Raw genomic sequence first — 20535 nt, 5'->3', positions numbered from 1 at the left:
AAATAAAAATTACAAACAAAAGGAGGGATATTTATGAAAATTTACAATTTAATTACTAGAAAAAATATTTCCTCTGTAGATACATTTTGGTGGTGGAGTTTCTAAGATAAGTTTGTAATTGTTTAATTAAACAGATACAAACTAATTTTGTTTTGGAAATTTCAATAATTTGTATCTGTATGTAATATTTAAAATGATTAATAATGACTATCAGATACATTTGATAGTCATTTTTTTATATATAATTTTAATTTTAATGGAGGACTGAAAAATGAAAGAGAAAAGAGAAAAATTTAGTAACCGACTTGGGTTCATTCTATCATGTGTAGGAGCAGCTGTAGGGCTTGGAAACATTTGGATGTTCTCTTGGAAATTAGGTACTTTTGGTGGAGGAGCTTTCCTTATTCCATATTTCTTATTTATGGCTTTCTTTGCTTATATTGGACTTATATCAGAAATTTCTTTTGGAAGAATGATAAAAAAAGGGGTAATGGGAGTTTCTGAACTTATGCAAGAGAAAAAATTTCCTTTTGCTAAATATTTACCTCTTATTTCAGTAATATCTGTTTCAGGAATTTTTACATTCTATGTAATTGTTTTTGGATGGATAATAAAATATTTTTATTCTTATGTAACTATAGATATGAACAATGTTAATTATGCAGAATATTTTGGTAATTTTGTAGGAACATCTGATTCAATTATTTGGCATATATTAGCTGGTATAATAAGTATTGGAGTTATTTCTTTAGGAGTTGTTAAAGGAATAGAAAAATTAAATAAGATTATAATGCCTTTAATGTTTATTATTTTTATAGGGCTTATGATAAAATCTTTAACTTTACCAGGAGCTACAGAAGGAATAAAATATTTACTTACTCCAAAATGGGAAGCATTAGCAAATCCAATGACTTGGGTTATGGCTTTAGGACAATCTTTCTTTACTGTTGGACTTAGTGGTTCAGCTTTACTTGTCTATGGAAGTTATGTAGATGACAATATGGATATTACAAATGGAGTATTTCACACTTGTATATTAGATACTATAGCAGCTTTATTGGCTGGATTTGTAATTATTCCTGCTGCCTTTGCTTTAGGACATAATCCAGGAGCTGGGCCAGGGTTATTATTTATCACAGTACCAGCAATTTTCTCTCAAATAGCTGGAGGAAAAATTTTAGCTGGAATATTCTTTTTAAGTGTAATATTTGCTGCTGTATCATCAGCAATAAATCAATTAGAAGTACCTGTAGAAGCATTTATGTATAAATTTAATGTTTCAAGAAAAAAAGCAAGTGTTATTGTTGGAACTATTTTAGTATTAATTGGTATTCCACTTGATTTGAATATGAATTTATTTGGAAAATTTGCTGATTTTATGTCTGTAATATTAATTCCTTTAGGAGCTTTAATTGTTTTATTCTTCTATTATTTCTTTATGGATAATCAAAAAATTATAGATGAAATAGATAAAGGAGCTACTAGTAAAAAAGGAAAATATGTTTTAGCTATTGGAAAATATTTATTTGTACCAGGCACAGCTTTAGTATTAATTCTTGGTATGATATATGGAAGCATAGGATAAAAATTAATTTTTAATAATAAGGTGTTGTAAATTTTATTTATTATTAATAATTTATAAAATACAACACCTCTTTAATTTTTTGTAAATTATTTATTAGTATAAATTTATAAAAGTTAATGATATTATTTAAAAAATATGTTAAAATGTAATGTAAAAATAATAAAACAAATAATTTATTTTAGGAGGATATATGAATATAGTTTTATATGAGCCAGAAATTCCTTATAATACAGGAAATATTGGACGTTCTTGTGTACTTACAAATTCAACTCTTCATCTTATAAAACCTCTTGGTTTTTCTTTAGATGAAAAAAATGTTAAAAGAGCAGGACTTGATTATTGGCATTTAGTAAAAATTAAAGAATGGGATAGTTATGAAGATTTTTTAAAGGGAAATCCTGATGGTAATTTTTACTATGCAACTACAAAATGTAAAAATAGATATTGTGATGTAAAGTTTAAAGAGAATGATTTTATAATATTTGGACCAGAATCAAGAGGATTACCAAAAGAAATATTAGATGCTAATCCAGATAAATGTATAACTATTCCTATGATAGAAATGGGACGTTCTTTAAACCTTTCAAATTCAGCAGCAATTATATTATATGAAGCTTTAAGACAAACTGATTTTAATTTTGGAGAATAATATGATAAATATTATTGTTGCAATAGATAAAAATTATCTTATTGGAGACAGAAATAAAATTCCTTGGGATATTCCTGAAGATTTAAAATTATTTAAAGAAAAAACTACTGATAATTTTTTACTTATGGGTAGAAAAACTTTTGAAAGTATAGGAAAACCTCTACCTAACAGAGTAAATATAGTTATAAGTAAAAGTTTAGATTCAGAATTTAAAATAGAAAAAAATAAATTATATAAATTTGAAGATTTATTAAATAAAATTATAGTTTTTTCTAATATTGAAGATGGACTAGAATTTTATAAAAAAATAAATTTTGAAAATAATTATAATAAAGATATTTTTATAATTGGTGGGGGAAGTATATATAATGAGTTTATTCAAAAGAAAAAATTTGATAAACTTTGTATTTCTCATATTAATGGTGAGTATTTAGGAGATACTTATTTTCCAAAAATTAATTTTAAAAACTATAAAATAAATTTTGAAAAAAAATTTAATAATTTTATTTATAGAGAATATATCTAACTTTTGTTAGGTATATTTTTTTATTTAATAATAAATAAAAGTTAAAAATATTAAAAAAGTTTTAAAAAATTTTCTTGATTTTTTATAGAAACATATGTTATATTATATACGTATGATTACGAATGTATTTTTATGGAGGAAATTTACAATGAATTTAAAAAAATTAACAATAGCATCTTTATTAGTTAGTGCTACAGCATTTGGTGCTTCTATAGACCATGTTCAAAACTATACAGCTGAGTATGGAGCAAACCCAGCTCAACAAGGAGCTATCAACTATGGAACTACAGTTAACTTCAACCCAGCAGGATTAATGAGATTAGAAAATGGAACATATTTCGCTGGTGGAATCCAATATGCTTTTGGAGACCAAAAAATGACAGATAATAATTATAATGGAAAAGGATTTGATACAGATTTATCATCTCCAATTCCTAATTTTGCAATTTATAAAAAAACTGATGATGGAGCTTTATTCTGGACTTTTGGTGCAGTAGCTGGAGGAGCTTCATTAGAATATAAAAATGGAATTCCTTTACCAGATGTTCCTACTTCATCAGGATTAGTAAATATGAATGAATTATTAAAAGATACAAATCTTAAAGGTTCAAATCAATATGCTCAAATGACTATTGGTAAAGCTTGGAATGTAGATGAAAAATTATCAATGTCTTTAGGATTAAGAGCAGTTTATGGATTAAGAACTTTAGAGGCAAGTACTAAATATCCAGTTACTTTATCAGGAGGGGCATCACCAGTTTATTTACCAGTTTCAATTGATTCAGAAAGAACAGCCTTTGGTGTAGGAGTTCAATTAGGTTTAAACTATGCTGCTAATGATAGATTAAATATTGGATTTAGATATGATAGTAGAGTAAAATTAGATTTTAAAACAGATGCAACAATAACAGATCCAACTGCTGTATTAAGACCAGGCCAAGGAGTTTCAGATCAATTATTAGGAATTTATCCTGTTTATGCTGATGGATTAAAAACTAGAAGAGATTTACCAGCTTTAATGGCTTTAGGAGCTTCATATAAAGTAACTGATGATTGGACAACATTTATAGGTGGAAACTACTATTTTAACAAAGATGCAAAAATGGACAGAGTAGGAGATGACCCTGGAAGATATGATTATGATAATGGATGGGAAGTTTCTTTAGGTTCTGAATATAAATTAAATGAAAAAGTATCTTGGTTAGTTGGATTTAACTATGCTGATACAGGAGCAAAAGGAACTACTTATGCAGCTACAGAATATGCAATAGATTCTATAATGGTTGGTACAGGATTTAAAATTCAACAAAACGAAACTACAGAATGGACAATAGCTTACAACCACTACTTCTATGATTCTACAACATTTAATGGAATTAAATATGAAAAAGATATAAGAAGTATTGGATTTAACTTTGTAAAAAAATTCTAATTTAATAAAAATTATTTAGATGAGGTTACTTAGTTACCTCATCTTTTTAATGACTAAAAAGATAATTTAGACTAAAAAAATAAAAAATTTATTTACTTTTTCATAAAAATGTAGTATTATGATAATAATCATGTAAGAAAATTTTTGGAGGGTTGGCTATGCCAAAAAAAGTTGTTTTCAAGAAAGAGATTGTATTTAGTAAGGCTTTTGAAATGTTTGAAAAGTATGGACTAGATTTTATTACAGCTAGAAATCTTGCAAAAGAATTAAAAGCTTCACCTGCGCCTATTTATTCAAATTATGAATCTATTGATGAATTGAAAGAAGAATTAATTTCAGTAGCTAAAAACAGATTTATGGAATATATAAAAAAACCATTTACAGAATATACATATCTTAATATTGGTATGGGAATTTGTGTATTTGCTAGAGAAAATAAAGAACTTTTCACATCTATTTTTTTAAGAGAACAATCTTTTACAGATTTAATAAGAAGATTTAGAAACGCCACTAGAGAAGAAATAGAAAAAGATGAAAGATTCAAAGGATTACCTACAGAATTTAAAGAGGGACTTTTAATGGATTGTTGGATATTTGCTCATGGATATTCTACTTTAATTGCTACAGGATATGTAAATCCAACAAATGATGAGATAAAGGAAAGACTTCTTTCTGGAGCAGGGACAATGATATATTCAAGATTAAAAGAAACAAAGGGAGAATAAATCTCCCTTTTATTTTTTTAAAATTTAGTAGTTCTTACAAGAGTTTTTATATCATCTAAGAAAAACATATCAAACTTATTTCTTATTTCATCTTCTATAATATGCCTTTCATTTTCAAAAATTAAATCTTTATTTTCTTTTATTGTATGTATTGTATAATTAGTTTCAAAAGAGAAATGTTTTCTATTTAATAACTTTCTATCAGAAACTTTAAAAAGATTAAAATATCCATCTATAGAAATCCTATTTTCTTTTATAATCATTGTTTTCCCATCTTTTTCTTCAGTAGTGATTGAGAAAGGAGTTATGTTTGTTCTTGTTATAACCATTTCGATTATATAATCTGTATGTAAAGAGTTATAAAATCTATTAGCACCTTTAAAATAGATATATTTATCTAATAATAAATTATAATTTCTGTTAGATATTTTATTTATCTCATCTCTTACTATATTAGAAATAGTATCAAAACCTAAATTATCAACTAATAGACCTATTTCAATAGTAACTTCTTTTTCTAACATAACTTTCTTTTCAAAAATTTTTGGACTAGGAACATATTCTAAAAATTTTTGATATTCTTCAATTTTTTGAATTTTCATATCTCTTGAATAAAAATCTGTTTTTTCAGCAAGAATAAAATTTTCTATTTTTTTTATAACTAAATTTTTATCTTTATCATAATCTTTACTATTATAAATTATATTTTTATTTTTTAGAGATAATTTTTTAGCTTCTTCATTTGAAAATACATATAGCTTTAATTTTTCAATGTCTTCAATAGAAAGATTACTTTTTTTCATAACTAAATTTTTATCTTCTAATATTTTATAGTATTGTACATTAAAAAGAGTAGTTCCCTCTAAAGAGTGAGGAACATTTTCTAATCCATCAACTAGTTTTTCAACACCTTTTAAAGTAACTCCTTCTTCATTATATATATCAGTAGCACTTTTTATATTTTTCTTTCCTAAATAATTATCTAGTATAGTACATCCATTTAATATAAAAATTATTCCAAAAATGAAAAATATATTCAAGATTTTTTTTCTCATAAATTTCCCTTATCCTTTTAATTCTTATTTTCTATGAACATATAAGTAATGAAAAACAATTGGAAAGAAAATTTCTCCCGATAAAAAATTTCCTACTGTAACAGGTAAAAAATGAGTTAATAAAGTCTGTAAAAAATTTATTTTTTCTGGAGAAATTAATTTAGCAATTGTTATAAAAAACATATTTGCTACAACGTGTTGATAACCACTTATAACAAATAACATAATAGGAAACCAACAACCATAAATTTTTCCACTAGAATCTTTTGATGATGTAGATAACCAAATTCCTGCAATAACTAATATATTACATAAAAAACCACTTAATAGACATTCGTATGTATTTAAGTTTAATTTGTTCATTGCTATATTTATAGACGCAGTTTGCATAGGCAAAGTTTTAAAAATTCCAGCAAAATAACTTATATATGCTACTACTCCTCCACCTATAAAATTTCCTAACCATGTAATAGAAAGATTTCTCACTACTTCTTTTATTTTAATTTCTTTATTAATAAGGTTTAAAATTATTAAAGAGTTTCCTGTAAATAAAGTTCCACCTAATAATAAACAAAGTAATAAACCAACAGGGAATATAGCTGCCCCTAAAAATTTTACAAAAGTTTCATTTTGAGGATTTATATTTTGTAATATAGTAAGTTGTCCAATTCCAGCTAATGAAATAAACATTCCTCCTAAAATTCCTGTTAATAAAATTTTATTTTTTTCTTCTTGAGCTCTTTTAAAATTAGTTCTCCCTATAACTTCAATGGCTTCTATTGGATTATAAAATGAATACATTATCCCTCCTAAAATAACATGATAAAAAAAACCGTTTGAGAAAAACCTCTCAAAACGGTTAATTTATCCTTGCACTGCAATAGGCTCATTTTAAGGGTCTTTCAGCAATGTTGTTTTTTCATTTTAGTATGATACTATATTTTTTATATAATGTCAATTATTATTTATCTTCAAAGAAATCTTTAAAATCTTCTTTAGTAAATTGATATTTCTTTTCACAGAATTGACATTGAGTTTCAATAACTCCACCTAATTCATCTAATAATGAAAGAATTTCTTTTTTACCTAGAGTAATAAGCCCTCTATAATATTTATCCTTGTTACAATCACAGTAATATGAAACTTCTCTTTCTTCTAATATTTCATAATCTTCTACAAGTCTTTCTAATTTTTCATCTGTCATATCTTCATATAGAAGTTTTACAATTCTTTCTAAATCCATTCCACCTTCAAATAATTCTGTAACACTTCTAATTGCGTCCATTTTTTCTACAACAGAAGCAATAAATTTTTTATCTGCTCCAGGGAATAATTGTATCATATATCCCCCAGCAAACTTAACAGTTTTTTTATCTTCTGAAAGTTTTATTCCTAATTCCATTATAGTAGGAGTTTGTTCAGATGTTTCATAGTAATATTCCATATCTGACTTTATATCTCCCTTTTGTATTTCAGAAAGTCCAACATAAGGCTCTTTTAATCCCATATCTTTTATAACTCTAAGACTTCCTTTTCCAATTAAATTTTCTATATCATATTGTTTAGTAAGAGCTTTTAAAGGTAAGTCTTTTTGTGGATTTGAAAGATATCCTTTTATTTGTCCTTTCGCATTAGCTGTAACAACCATATTATTTACAGGACCATCTGTATTAGTTATAAGAGATAATAAATCATCTCCTTTTAAAGAAGCTCCCATTATAAGTCCAGCTGTTAAAAGTCTTCCAAAAGCTGCTATTGATGTAGGACTACAATGATGAATATCCAAAGCTCTTTGAACAACATCAGTAGAATTTACAACAAAAAATCTTGCGTTTTTACTAACTCCTCTTATTATTCTACTTTTCAATTTTTCCTCCTAAAATATATCATATATAATTAAATCTTTGTATTTAGCATAATTTTTCTGTGAAATAATCTTTTTTAATTGAATATTTCCATCTATTCTTCCCTTTTCTTCTCTATATTTAATTATAGCTTTTACTTCTTTTTTAGAAAATCCATAATAAATAAGAGTTGTTTCATCAGCTTTATTTATTTCTAAAGGGTTTATTTTATAATTTTCATTAATAAAAAAATATTTTTCTAATTTTTCACAAGTTTTTTTACCAATTCCATTAATTCTATCTAATTCCTCGATAGATTCTATTCCTCCTTTTATATCTCTAAAACTTATTATTTTAGAAACATAACTAGGGGCAACTCCAGCTTTAAGCATCTCTTCTTCACTAGAAGAGTTAATATCTAGTTTTCCAAAATTATTGTCACTATAAATTACTTTATATTCTGTTTCTAATGAAAAACTAAAAAAACTTACAAGTAAAAATATTATAGAAAAAATTATTTTTTTCATTATAATTTCCTCCTATAAACTTGAGAAAAATTCCTCTTTTTGTTTCATTCTATCTTTCATTTCACAAATATACATATATGGGTCTTTTGGATTAATATATCTTTCAATAGACACTCTAGTTTCGTCTATATACTCAACTTTTTTACTTATAGCTCCACCGCCTAATCCAACAGTAGATTGATTTTCCTCTATCATTTCAATATTGAATATTGATTCCTTTCCTTCAATAGAGTAACCTACATTTTCTCCCCAATTCATACTATTTTTTTGTCTGTAAAGATAATAAGGTTTCATATTTTTTTCTTCAATAACTTCTTTTATCTTTTCTTCTATTTTTTGATTTTCTATTTCTGTTATTTTATATTTGTCTTTTATAAGGTTAGAACCATTTTTTACTGCTAAGAAATGTATAGTTAAATTATCAATAGGATATTTTTTAACTTCTTCAAAAGTTCTTAGAATATCTTCAACTGTCTCTCCAGGAAGTCCAATTATAAAGTCCATATTAACCACAAAGCCAAGTTTTTTTATTTCTTGAAACATTTCATCAAAATGTTTTTTATCAAAATGTCTATTTAAATTTTTTAATATATTTTCGTTAAAAGTTTGTGGATTAAGACTTAATCTGTCTACACCTAATCTTTTTAGAATTTCTAATTTTTCTTTATTAAGTGTATCTTCTCTCCCAGCTTCAAAAGTAAATTCCTTAAGATGAGTTAAATCAATATTTTCATAAAGAGCCTCAATAACTCTTACTAAATCTTTTTCAGTTAAAATACTAGGAGTACCACCACCAAAATAAAGAGATTCTATTTTAGAATTTTTATTTTTTAGAATCTCTCCAGTTAATTTTATTTCTTCTATTAGTGTATCTACAAATTCATTATAGAAATTCCCTAACTTACTATTGATTTCATATGAAGCAAAGGAACAATATTTACATCTAGTAGGGCAATATGGAATTCCTACATACATATTTATTCCCTTAGCATTTAAATATTGATTTTCTTTTTTTACTACATCTAAAAGTAATTTTCTTTTTTCAGGAAAAACAAAATAAAGTTTATCCAAAATCTCATCAATTTCTTCATAGGAATATCCCATAACTAAATATCTTCTAATGAGCTTAGTAGGTCTAACACCTACTAAAGCTCCCCATGGATAAACTTTATCAAATAATAAAAGCATTCCAGCTTTTAACATAACAGTTTTTTGGTCAACCATTTTATCAGTATAATTTTTTAATGTAAATATTTTTTTTCTACCATTAGCAGATAATTCAATAGATATTTTTTCTTTGGTTTCTTCTAAAGTTTTAGCTTCTAATATATCTATATCTACATCTGGTAATAAAACTTTTTTAAAATCCTGTACAGTATTTTCTTTTACTGTAAAATCTAAAATAATTTCCATTTATCTCCTAAAATATTAAAACTTTCTCAAAGCCTTTATTTCTTTTTCAAATTGTTCAGGTGTTAATTTTTTTCCTCTATATAATTCTTTAATAGATTCTTGTTTGTTTAAAATTCCTTTTCTTCCACTAACATCTAAGAAAGATGAAATTTGTGAGATTTTACCTGTTTTTATAAGATTTTGAATGCCATTATTTGTGTACATTATTTCACAAATAGGGACTTTTATTTTTTCTTCTCCCTCAACACCTTCTGTAAATTCTTGATGTATAACTCCAATTAGATTAGATGCTACAAGTCTTTGAATATACTCTTTTCTATCTTCATTAAACATACCAATCATTTTATCAATAGAATCTATTATTCCGTTAGAATGTAAAGTAGCTAATACAATATGACCTGTCTCAGCAGCAAGTAAAGCCATTTCAATGCTTTCAGTATCTTTTAACTCTCCTAACATTATTACATCAGCATTTTGACGAAGAGCAGATTTAATCCCATCAGTATAAGATTTTACATCTCTTCCTACTTCTCTTTGCCTTATAATGCTTTTTTGATTTTTATAAGTATATTCAATAGGGTCTTCTATTGTTATGATATTATAAGCCTTCTCTTTATTATATTTTTCAATCATAGCTGCTACAGTACTAGTTTTTCCACTACTACTTTTTCCACATACTACAATAAGTCCATTTGTATCTTCATAAAAATCATTTATTTTAGCACTTAAATTTAATTCTTCTAATGATAGAGGCTCTTTATTTACTATTCTAATAGCAAAAGCTAAATTTTCTCTTTCATAAAATATATTTACTCTACAATTTCCACCTAAATCTTTAAAAGAAAAATCTAATTCTTTCTTTTTCATTAAAATTTCTTTTTCTTTTTCTGTTAATATTTCAGAAACAAGAATTTCTAAATTTTCCTTTTTTACAGGTGGATATTCTTCAAATCTATATAATTTATCATTTACTCTAAAAACAGGAAAATCATCTACTATTAAATGTATGTCAGTTACTTTATATGTTCTTCCTTTAGCAATCATTTCTAAAAAAGTTGCTTTATTCATAGAATCTCCTTTCAAAAAACTTTTTATATTAGTTTAAGAATAAAAAAACTAATATTCCTAAAATTATTCTATAGATTCCAAATAATTTAAAAGTTCTAGTTTTTATATATCCCATAAACCATTTTATAACTATAAATGCAACTATAAAGGAGATAAAAAATCCAATTCCTAATAATTGCCATTCAATAGGTGTAAAACTTACTCCATTTTTTACTAATTTTAAAAGTGTAGCTCCCATCATAGTTGGTATAGCTAAGAAAAATGAAAATTCTGCAGCTACCCCTTTACTTAATCCTAATAATAAAGAACCTATTATAGTAGCTCCAGAACGTGAAGTTCCAGGAATCATAGCAAGACATTGGAAAAAACCAATTATAATTGCTAAAGAATAAGGTATATTTTTTATATTATCAATTACTTTAACTTTTTTTATTTTTTCTTCTATAAAACAGAATATTACTCCATAGAAAATTAAAGTTGTAGCAACTATTTTGGTATTTCCTAAAAAGAATTCTGTTATATAGTCATCAAATAAAAGTCCTAAAACAGCAGCAGGTAATACACCTACAATAATTTTACTCCAAAGACTTACTCTTTCTTTAAAAATTTCTTTGCTCTTTACAAAAGGCTGTATGTCTTTCCAAAAATATAAAACAACTGATAAAATTGCTCCTAATTGAACTATAATCAGAAAATTATCCATAAAATCTTTTGAAACATAAGGACTATTGATAAATTTTTCTACTAAAATCATATGTCCTGTACTACTTACAGGTAAAAATTCTGTAATTCCTTCTACTATTCCAAGTATAACAACTAATAAGTACGGGTTCATTATTCCTCCTATAAATATGGGTCTTCTTTAGCTAGATAATTTACAACATAATCATAAACTCCCTCTTCTAAAGAATGGAATTTCTTTGTATATCCAGCTCTTTTTAATTTATTCATTTCAGCTTTAGTATAATATTGATATTTTCCTCTTAAATCTTCAGGCATTGGAACATATTCAATTACATTTTTTTCATCTAATTTTTTTCCAGCAGCAGCTTCCATAGTAGCCATAGATAAATCTCTAAAGCTTCTAGCTTCTCCTGTACCTAAATTATATACTCCAGATTCAACTTTTTCAGTTAAGAAGAAATATAAAACATCAACAACATCTTTTATATAGACAAAATCTCTTAATTGTCCTCCATCTTCAAACCCTTCTTTATGTGATTTAAAAAGTTTTACTCCACCATTTTCTTTATATTGATTAAAAGTATGGAATACCATTGATGCCATTCTTCCTTTGTGATATTCTTGAGGACCATAAACGTTAAAGAATTTACAACTTATCCATTGTTTTGGAGTTTCAGTTTGTTTAAATGACCAATCATCAAATAATTTTTTAGAATATCCATATTTATTTAGTGGCATTAATTTTTTAAATTCTTCTATAGTTATATCATCATTGTATCCTAATTCTCCAGCTCCATAAGTAGCAGCAGAAGAGGCATTTACAAAATTAATATTTTGTTTAGCACAGAATTGCCAAAGTTTTTTTGTATAACCATAGTTATTGCTCATTAAATAATCTCCATCTTTTTCAGTTGTAGCTGAACAAGCTCCTAAATGAACAACTCCTGTGATTTTATTTGCATTTTCAGGAATAGATAGCCAATCAAAAAGATTATCTCTATCAACCCAATCAGCATAATCTCTTTTTCTTAAATTTAACCATTTATCTTCTGTTCTCATTTTATCCACAGCAATAATGTCATTTATTCCCATTTCATTTAGTTTCCATATAAATGCACTACCAATAAATCCTGCAGCTCCAGTAACTATAATCATTTATTTATTCTCCTCCTAAATATTTTTATATATTATTTATATACTCATATAGATTTTACCATTTTTTATCAAATTTTAAAAGTTATTTATAGATTTTTTATAAAAAACTATAAAGAAAAAAGCCAAAGAGATTAAAAATCTCCTTAGCTGTTTTCTGATTTTTTAATTATTAAAACATTTTTTATGATAATTTGTTTTTAGAAAAAATTTATAAAATAAAACTATTTTTATAATTTTAAAATTTTTTTAAATTATCAAATTAAAATATTTTTTATAAATTTTATTTTTTAGTTGAAGAAATATTAACAGTAATTTCTATTTCTCCTGTAAAATGTTGGTCTGTTGGAATATTTTCATTTAAATTTGCTGTAGCTCTTAAAGTAAATTTTTCTTTTCCTTTTTCATTAGTTTGTTTTACTATTTCTATTGGAGATAAGTTTATAGTTTCTTTAGAACCTGGAGTTGTTGATGTAAGGTCAAGAGATTTATTTTTTACTTCAAAAGTTACAGTTTTATCAGTATGATTTATTACTGTAAATTCTTTTTCTCTTGTTTCAGTAGTTTTATTTGGTCTCCAAACCATATCTCTAAATTCTAATGTTGAATCTCCATCAATTTCAAATCCAAGTTTAGATACTTTAAGAGAAAATTCAGATAATAGTATGTCACCTTCTGGTTTACTATAATACATTTTAATAGTATAGTTTTTTTCATCCTTTATATTCACAGATTCATTTTTACTAACTGTAAGTCCGCCATTATCTCCTATACCAAAAGTTAATCCATCTATAGTTGCTGTTTCTCCATTATTAGTAGTTTCATTAACAGTAATCTTATTAGCAATTTTACTTAAACTAGTTACTTCATTATTAGTATTTCCATTAGGTAATGGATTAGAAACTTCACTTGAAGAACTATTTGTTACATTTGTCATTTCTAAAGTTTTTGTTCCATCATTATTTTTTCCTATTACTGGTTGTCCTTGTGTATAATCATTTGGATTAAATTCATAAGTTACATTATTTTCCATATGAATTACATCAATAGTTCCACTACCTATACTTACTCCACCTTTATAATCTTCTACAACATTTCCTTTATATATAATATAATTACCGTTATCTTCTACAAGAATACTAAATTTATTATCTAAAGAAACATTTTGATATTTTGATACAATAAATTTATCATTTAATTCAGTTAATTTAACACCTTGTTTTGGAATAGCTCCTTCATCTGTAGATTGTCCATTTTTTATAAATCTTTTATAAATTTTATTATCATTATTATTCTGGTCTGTTTCTCTTCCCTCCATTGAAAGAGCTTTTACTATAGTTCCAGTTCCTAAATTAGTAAACTGTCCACTAAATTTAAAAAATTTAGAATAATTATTTGAAAAAGTGCTAGTATTTCCATTAGGATTATCTGTAGTTATATCAAATAATCCACCTTTTTTTACTTTTCCATTAGGGAATAACCAGTTGTGTTCAGGCAATCCTCCAAGTAATCTTTTATCTATTTTATATGTAGGAGTTCCACTTAATTCTTTTACTACATTTTTTATTGTTAAAGTTAATTTACCTAATTCTAAATCTTGGTACATAGGTATAATTACAATTTGATAGTTTTCTATGTTCTTTTCAAGCATAGTTAACTTTTTAATTGTTAATTGTCCATTTTCATTGATATTAATTTCTAAATCCTTTGTACCATCACTATTTAAATCTAATTGATATGGTAAATTTTGTTCAGTACCATCAATTTTAATTTTATCAACTATTTTTTTTGTATTGTTTATATCTTTTGTATTAAATAATTTTTGATTAGTATCATTAAATTGTAGCTTAAATTTATTACTTACTAATATTCCGCTTGTACCACTAGCATTAGAATCCCAAGTACCTATTGCATCTTTATCAGCTCCTGTTATATCTAAAGTAGCAGTAGCTTCATTATAGTTATTAACAATTTCCTTAGTTATTGTTCCAGTATACTTTTTATAAGTATTTCCAGTCATTTCAAATTTATAAGAATCTTTACAGAAGCTAGAATTAGTTTGGTATGCTATATACTTATATATATCTTTTAACTTTTGCTCTATTGGGAAAAATCCTTTTAAAGAACCACCACTAAGAAGATGTCTACCATATTTTATTCCATCAAATGTTCTTGTATCACTTAAAGTTGCATCAGATATTGTTGCACTAGTTATTTGAGGGTTTTCACTTTCTGGTATAGTTGAAATCTGATTAAATTGTGTTGTAGTAATTAAATCTGGATATCTTCCACCATCAACAGAAGTTGAATTATTACCATTTATTAGTCCTCCAGTAGCCAATAAGGTATAATTTTTTTTCACTCTTGAAAGTCTATTATCTATTTTAAATTTACTTTCTCCTATTGAAACTTTGTTAATTTTAGATATTATAGTTAAATTATATGTTCCTAATTCAACATCATTATTATTTCCTGATTGTTTATTTTGTAAATAATATTTAATAGTTACTGGAGTATTAGTATTGACATCTTTTAATTTTTTTATAATTAGTCCTCCATTTTCACTAATACCTATAGCAAAACTATCTAAATTATTTAAAGTAACTGGAGAGATTTTAACCCCAGATGTTATTTCAGATGAAGTAGTATTCGATAATTCATGTGTTTGTGATTGACCATTTATTATGAATACTATTTTATCAGCTATACTAAAATTATTATTTTTATACAACATTCCTGTTGAGTCAAAAGATTTACCACCATTTTGGAATGATATAGTAGAACCATTTCCAGTTCCTTGATTACCATTTGGAGCAAAAACATATTCAGTATTTATAACTGCTTCTGTCATATCAAGAGTTCCACTACCATTTAATGTAGCACTTGAATCAGTTGCATAATTTTTAATAACTTTTCCACTCCAGTAATCTTGATTATTAACTTGAACTAAGAAAGTATTATTAGTTTTTTCTCCCTCTCTTGATACGTATATTTTTCCATTAGCGATTTTATATTGTTGAAGGCTAACATTACGAGGAATAGCAAGATAATTTTCATGTCTATGAGTACCATTAGTAGCATTAGGATAATGAAATAAATTACTATTTGATACATCATTTATACTTTCTATTCTTGTAACTTGAGTATCAGGTATATTTGGTTTTTCTCCACTAGAATTATATCCCACTAATTCTGGAAATTTTGATTTTAGATTTCCATTTTCAGCATAAATCTCTCCATTAAATTTTACCCATTTTCCAAAATCTCCAGTTTGTGTAATTCTTTTATCAAGATTTATTTGAGAACTTCCAAAATCGTTAGTTTTTTTCCAAGTTAAATTATAAGTAACAGTTCTATGAGCTCTAAGTTCACCATTAACTTTTCTACCTTGTTTTAATGTAAAATTAAATGTAGCATCATTTTGTGAAGCATTTTCATGATAAATATGTAACTTCATATATCCATCATTATCTTGAGTTCCTGATATTTTTATAGTACTACTTCCAGAAGTTATAGTTAAACCATCTTGTTGAGGATTATCACTATATGGTAATTTGTCATTATCTTTCCAAATACCAACTTCACAATTATTAACTTGCTTATTATTTCTTGTTATAAAACTTAAACCTAATTTAGAGTCTTTTGATTCTGTTAATATAGTTGTTCCACCAACTATATTATATAAATCTTGTGTTTTTGTTCTTGGAGTTATATCAGTAAAGTCAATATAGTATGAACTTTTAAGTGTACTAGTATGATTTCCTACCCCTTTACAAGTTACAGATAAAGCGTTTTCATGATAATAAACTCCTGGTTTCATTCCTTTATATTCTATATTACTATTAAATGCAACTTTTACTGATGAAAATATACTTTTATATTGATGGTTAGAAGGTAAGGTACAAGACCCTGTAGCTGTTTCTATTATTGAAGTAGCCGATTTAAATGTTTCATATGTTGCGCTTGAATATTCAACTTTAACAGCTTTAGTGTTTTCTAAACTATTAGATTTAGCACTTGATTCTGTTTTTTTATCATCATTTCCATATTTTACATTTGTAAAATTATAATGGTATATTGATTTTGGTGTATTTACAGGTAATAAAGAATTAATAAAAAATCTAACTCCATGTGCAACTCCTTCTCCAGAGACTTTTGCATCATTATTTTTATTATATTCATCTTGGTCTTTTATTGGGGTATTTGATTTAATATCAGCTACGCTTATATTTGTTAATCCACTATGTTCTGGAAAACTTAAACCTTCATTATCTTTCCAAGCAATAAATTTATTATTAACAGTATTTCCAGTATCACAATTAATTTGAATTAAATCATCACTATTTAGATTTTTTTTATATATATCACCTAGTTGGATTCCCCAATCAAGGTTCATAGACCACCAACAATGATTTTCTTCAGTACCATCTCTAGTAATATTTCCTATTCTATAAGATTTAACTACATTATTTCCATTCATTACAGAAATATAAACTTTTTCATTTTCTCTTACATCTCTTACTCTTAACCTTACATATTCATTAGTTTCTTCTATTATATCAATTCTTTTTTCTTTAGAAGATTCTCTACTATCTTTCATATTTCTAATATCTTCAGCTGTTAAATTATCAATTTTCTTATTTTTATTAGTATTTGCTCTTAATAAAGCAATATCATTATTTTTAATATTAGTATAAGCTTTTAGTTTAAAATTACTTATATCTGCATTTTTATTTCTTGCCATCATTCTAGCTTGTTTTTTATAAATAAATACAGAAAGATTTCCATCTTCTGAAAGATTTCCCATTATTTCTTCTGGATTACTTTTTGTTATACTTAAAGACATTGTTGCATGGTCTCTTACTTTCATACTTTCTACAGTAGTAACTTCTTTATCAGGATTTTCTGTTATTAGTTGATTGGGTACTTCTGTTCCTTCACTGGCAAATAAAGTAATTCCAAAGATAACTGTTAAAAGCATAATAAATTTTTTTATTTTATTGCCCATTAATATCCTCCCCCTAGTTAGTAACTTTCTTTTTTTCTATTTTATAATTCTGATTTTTTATTAATTTTTTTAGATTTTCTTTGTTTATTTGTCCAGCTATTGATTGTACTACTTTTCCTTTTTCATCAATTATATAGTTAGTTGGAAAATATTCTACATAATATTGATAAAAAATTATTTTATTATTTATAACTGGAAACTCATATTTTTTTTCTTTTAAAACTTTTTTTAAATCTTTTTTTTCTTCATTATTAAAAGTTAAAAATATAATATCTTTTTTATTTTCTCCGTTTTCTTTATATAATTGTTGTATATCTTCTAATGTGTCTTCACAATACTTACACCAACTTGTCCAAAATATTAAAAAGACTTTTTTATTTTTGTATTTTTCAAGAGAATGTTCTATACCATATTGGTCTTTTAATTTAAAATCTGGTGCAGTTACTAATTCTCCAAATGAATTTATACTTAAATTAAATATTAGTAAAAAATAAAATAGATATTTTTTCATAAATTTCCTCCATTTTCAAAAATATTTTATTTAATATAATATTTTTGCTCTATTCTATATTTCAGTTTAATTTTAGCTGTTGATTCTTTTTTTTCTAGATTAACAACCTCTTCTTCAATAATTAAAAAATAAGTGTGTTCTCCTAATTTTCCTTTTCCATCTATTGTAATTGTAAAACTTTTACTTTTTCCCTTGGATATTATAAGATTATTAGGTAAAACTTTTATATTTTTTTTATTTCCTTCAATCGAAATTTTATATCTTACTATATTATCTTTATTGTTTTCTAAAAAGAACTCTTTACTTGCTTTTTCTCCTATTTTTATTTCTTGGTCAAAATTAAGAGAATCTATTTTAAAAGCAAATATATTTAATGAGATTAAAAAAAAGAAAATTATTTTTTTTATCATTCTATCACAACCTTTTTAAATATATGGATTTGTTTTTCGCCATTTATTGAAGTAATAGCAATTTTATCATCAAAATATATAAGTGTATCCATTGAAGTTTCTAAAAGTTTATTTCCATTTTCATCTAAGAAAATAATTTGTTTTCCTTGAATGAGTTCATATAATCCAGTTGTAACTTCTTTTATTTCATCATAATTTCCTTCACTTATTATTTTATCTTTAACTATTAAACTCATAGTTTTACCATCATCATTTCCTCCAATAAAACTATCTTTACCTAAATTTATTATATAATCATAATCTTTATTTAATTTTTTAGTTTCATATTTATTTATTATTGTATATTTATCTTCATTACTAACTAATATATATTCATTAAACTTTGGTGCTATTTCTCTATACATTTTTTTAGAAATTTTATTATTTTTTATATCAATTAGTCCAAACCCTTCATTTAAGTCGTAAACCAAAACATCATTTGTACTTGGATATATTTTATTTATTTGAAGCTCTTTTTCATTAAAGTAATACTTATTATCTTTTTTAGCTATAATATTTTTTCCACTAAAATATACTTCATCATATTTAAAAGGGATTACTATATTATTTTGATAATCAACTATTCCATATTTTTTATTTAAACTAACAACTGCTTTATCTTCCTTTGTATATAATATATAATCATAGTTTTCTCCTATTAATAATTTTCCATTTTTATCTATTAAGGAAGTTTTTTTATCTTGTGTTATTAGTATATTTTTATTGTTATCCATTTTAAAATTATCTATTTTAATAAGTTCCTTGCTTTTAAAGTTTAATAAATATAGATTTTTATTTTTAATAACTTTAAAAAAAACTGTATCTTCTAAATTTTCTATATAATCATATTGAGGGGAGATTAGTACATTATAATTATCTGATAAAACTCCAAATTTACTTATTTTATCATCAAAATATATATAATATCTTTTATCTTTTTGAATAGTTTTTATAATATATTTATCTAATTCTTTTTCTTCATTTTTTTCATTTAAAAATGTTTTATTTTGATTAGTATAGATAAATTTTTTTTCTTTTAAATCTACTACATCAAAAAAAATAATGTTTTCTAAATTTTTACTTGTTATTTTTAATTCTTTACTATTATTATAACTAGATATACAACCTCCAGTAATTATAAACATAAATATCATGATTACTTTTAAAATATTTTTAGTTCTCATATTTTACGCTTCCTTTCAATCTTAATTTAACCATTGTTAATATATTATGTTTTTTATTTTTCTCTTCTTCAGTTAGTTTTGGTTGAGGTAAAGAAATTTCTTTTATAACTAAATTAGCTTCATAAATTCCTTCTTTTGTACCTTCAGGAGATTGTACATAAACTCTTATACTATCCTCTTCTAATGAATTTAGAGTTATACTTTTTGGATAAACTTCAATCCAATCTTTCATTGAATTTCTATTGGGAACTTCTTCTATATATATTCTATATCTTACAGGTTTCGTACTTCTATTGTATAAAACAAATTCTTGAAAAGCTCCTTTTGTTATATTTTTATTAAATTCTAGTGGATAAAGATTTATATAGGAAAAAGATATTGTATTGATTATAAAAAATAATATAATTTTTTTATATATCTTTTTTATTGTCTGCATTTTTATCAACACTATCTACACTTATAATTTTTCCTATTATTAAATCTTTATCTGAGTTTAGGTTATTTCTTCTTTTTAATTCTTCCACTGTCATTTGATATTTTTTAGCTATAGAGTCTAAAGTATCACCTTTTTTTATTTTATAATCTATTTCTCTAGCTTTTAAATGAATTACTAATTGTTTATTATCTTTTTTTAAACTAGGAACTAGATATTTTGTTGAAAATGTTAAAGTATTTGCTGTTAAAAATATTAATAGAAATATTTTTTTCACTATATCAACCCCT

The 20535-nt window shown here is 24.8% G+C and carries 19 protein-coding genes; 5 read left to right on the top strand and 14 right to left on the bottom strand.

The window, feature by feature from the left end:
* Window positions 1-271: 271 nt before the first annotated feature.
* The 5 genes from T364_RS0108850 (at window position 272) to T364_RS0108830 (ending at window position 4917) form a co-directional block, all read left to right on the top strand.
* Window positions 272-1585 carry a sodium-dependent transporter gene (locus tag T364_RS0108850; protein ID WP_027129271.1) on the top strand — a complete coding sequence of 438 codons (1314 nt, stop codon included), beginning with the start codon at window positions 272-274 and terminating at the stop codon, window positions 1583-1585.
* Window positions 1586-1775: 190 nt separating this feature from the next.
* The gene (locus tag T364_RS0108845; protein WP_027129270.1) at window positions 1776-2234 is read left to right on the top strand and encodes a tRNA (cytidine(34)-2'-O)-methyltransferase; all 459 of its coding nucleotides are present in this window, start codon (window positions 1776-1778) and stop codon (window positions 2232-2234) included.
* Between the two features lies 1 nt (window position 2235).
* Window positions 2236-2760, top strand: a complete 525-nt coding sequence (locus T364_RS0108840) for a dihydrofolate reductase (protein WP_027129269.1) — start codon at window positions 2236-2238, stop codon at window positions 2758-2760.
* 148 nt (window positions 2761-2908) lie between these two features.
* On the top strand, window positions 2909-4192 hold the full coding sequence (locus tag T364_RS0108835; protein ID WP_027129268.1) for an OmpP1/FadL family transporter: 1284 nt from the start codon (window positions 2909-2911) through the stop codon (window positions 4190-4192).
* A 158-nt stretch (window positions 4193-4350) separates the two neighbouring features.
* Window positions 4351-4917, top strand: a complete 567-nt coding sequence (locus T364_RS0108830; RefSeq protein ID WP_027129267.1) for a TetR/AcrR family transcriptional regulator — start codon at window positions 4351-4353, stop codon at window positions 4915-4917.
* A gap of 17 nt (window positions 4918-4934) precedes the next feature.
* Here T364_RS0108830 and T364_RS0108825 read toward each other — a convergent pair whose 3' ends face one another.
* The 14 genes from T364_RS0108825 to T364_RS0108760 all read right to left on the bottom strand — a co-directional run bounded on the left by T364_RS0108825 (window position 4935) and on the right by T364_RS0108760 (window position 20522).
* Window positions 4935-5972, bottom strand: a complete 1038-nt coding sequence (locus T364_RS0108825) for a hypothetical protein (RefSeq protein WP_027129266.1) — start codon at window positions 5970-5972, stop codon at window positions 4935-4937.
* A gap of 24 nt (window positions 5973-5996) precedes the next feature.
* A complete protein-coding gene (locus T364_RS10805) occupies window positions 5997-6773 on the bottom strand; it encodes a formate/nitrite transporter family protein (RefSeq protein WP_051532709.1) in 777 nt (258 codons plus the stop codon).
* Between the two features lie 160 nt (window positions 6774-6933).
* Window positions 6934-7839: an Hsp33 family molecular chaperone HslO gene (gene hslO, locus T364_RS0108815; RefSeq protein WP_027129265.1), complete on the bottom strand. Its 906-nt coding sequence runs from the start codon at window positions 7837-7839 to the stop codon at window positions 6934-6936.
* Between the two features lie 9 nt (window positions 7840-7848).
* Window positions 7849-8343 carry a helix-hairpin-helix domain-containing protein gene (locus tag T364_RS0108810; protein ID WP_027129264.1) on the bottom strand — a complete coding sequence of 165 codons (495 nt, stop codon included), beginning with the start codon at window positions 8341-8343 and terminating at the stop codon, window positions 7849-7851.
* A 12-nt stretch (window positions 8344-8355) separates the two neighbouring features.
* Window positions 8356-9756, bottom strand: coding sequence for a coproporphyrinogen III oxidase (locus tag T364_RS0108805; protein ID WP_027129263.1), 1401 nt, complete (start codon window positions 9754-9756; stop codon window positions 8356-8358).
* A 15-nt stretch (window positions 9757-9771) separates the two neighbouring features.
* Window positions 9772-10824 carry a type IV pilus twitching motility protein PilT gene (locus T364_RS10800; protein WP_051532708.1) on the bottom strand — a complete coding sequence of 351 codons (1053 nt, stop codon included), beginning with the start codon at window positions 10822-10824 and terminating at the stop codon, window positions 9772-9774.
* Window positions 10825-10852: 28 nt separating this feature from the next.
* A complete protein-coding gene (locus T364_RS0108795; RefSeq protein WP_027129262.1) occupies window positions 10853-11659 on the bottom strand; it encodes an undecaprenyl-diphosphate phosphatase in 807 nt (268 codons plus the stop codon).
* An 8-nt stretch (window positions 11660-11667) separates the two neighbouring features.
* The gene (rfaD, locus tag T364_RS0108790; protein ID WP_027129261.1) at window positions 11668-12663 is read right to left on the bottom strand and encodes an ADP-glyceromanno-heptose 6-epimerase; all 996 of its coding nucleotides are present in this window, start codon (window positions 12661-12663) and stop codon (window positions 11668-11670) included.
* A gap of 280 nt (window positions 12664-12943) precedes the next feature.
* Window positions 12944-17668 carry a hypothetical protein gene (locus T364_RS0108785; protein ID WP_027129260.1) on the bottom strand — a complete coding sequence of 1575 codons (4725 nt, stop codon included), beginning with the start codon at window positions 17666-17668 and terminating at the stop codon, window positions 12944-12946.
* Between the two features lie 13 nt (window positions 17669-17681).
* Window positions 17682-18179 (bottom strand): TlpA family protein disulfide reductase, encoded by a 498-nt coding sequence (locus T364_RS10795; RefSeq protein WP_051532707.1) that lies wholly within the window; start codon window positions 18177-18179, stop codon window positions 17682-17684.
* Between the two features lie 26 nt (window positions 18180-18205).
* Window positions 18206-18589 (bottom strand): Ig-like domain-containing protein, encoded by a 384-nt coding sequence (locus T364_RS0108775; RefSeq protein ID WP_027129259.1) that lies wholly within the window; start codon window positions 18587-18589, stop codon window positions 18206-18208.
* A complete protein-coding gene (locus tag T364_RS0108770) occupies window positions 18586-19812 on the bottom strand; it encodes a WG repeat-containing protein (RefSeq protein WP_027129258.1) in 1227 nt (408 codons plus the stop codon). Before T364_RS0108770 ends, T364_RS0108775 begins: the two co-directional genes overlap by 4 nt.
* Window positions 19802-20248, bottom strand: a complete 447-nt coding sequence (locus T364_RS0108765) for a hypothetical protein (RefSeq protein ID WP_027129257.1) — start codon at window positions 20246-20248, stop codon at window positions 19802-19804. Before T364_RS0108765 ends, T364_RS0108770 begins: the two co-directional genes overlap by 11 nt.
* Window positions 20223-20522, bottom strand: a complete 300-nt coding sequence (locus T364_RS0108760; RefSeq protein ID WP_027129256.1) for a LysM peptidoglycan-binding domain-containing protein — start codon at window positions 20520-20522, stop codon at window positions 20223-20225. Before T364_RS0108760 ends, T364_RS0108765 begins: the two co-directional genes overlap by 26 nt.
* Window positions 20523-20535 lie beyond the last annotated feature (13 nt).

The sequence above is a fragment of the Fusobacterium perfoetens ATCC 29250 genome, from assembly GCF_000622245.1.
GTDB classification, from domain to species: domain Bacteria; phylum Fusobacteriota; class Fusobacteriia; order Fusobacteriales; family Fusobacteriaceae; genus Fusobacterium_B; species Fusobacterium_B perfoetens.
This window is presented reverse-complemented; position numbering and strand designations above follow the sequence as displayed.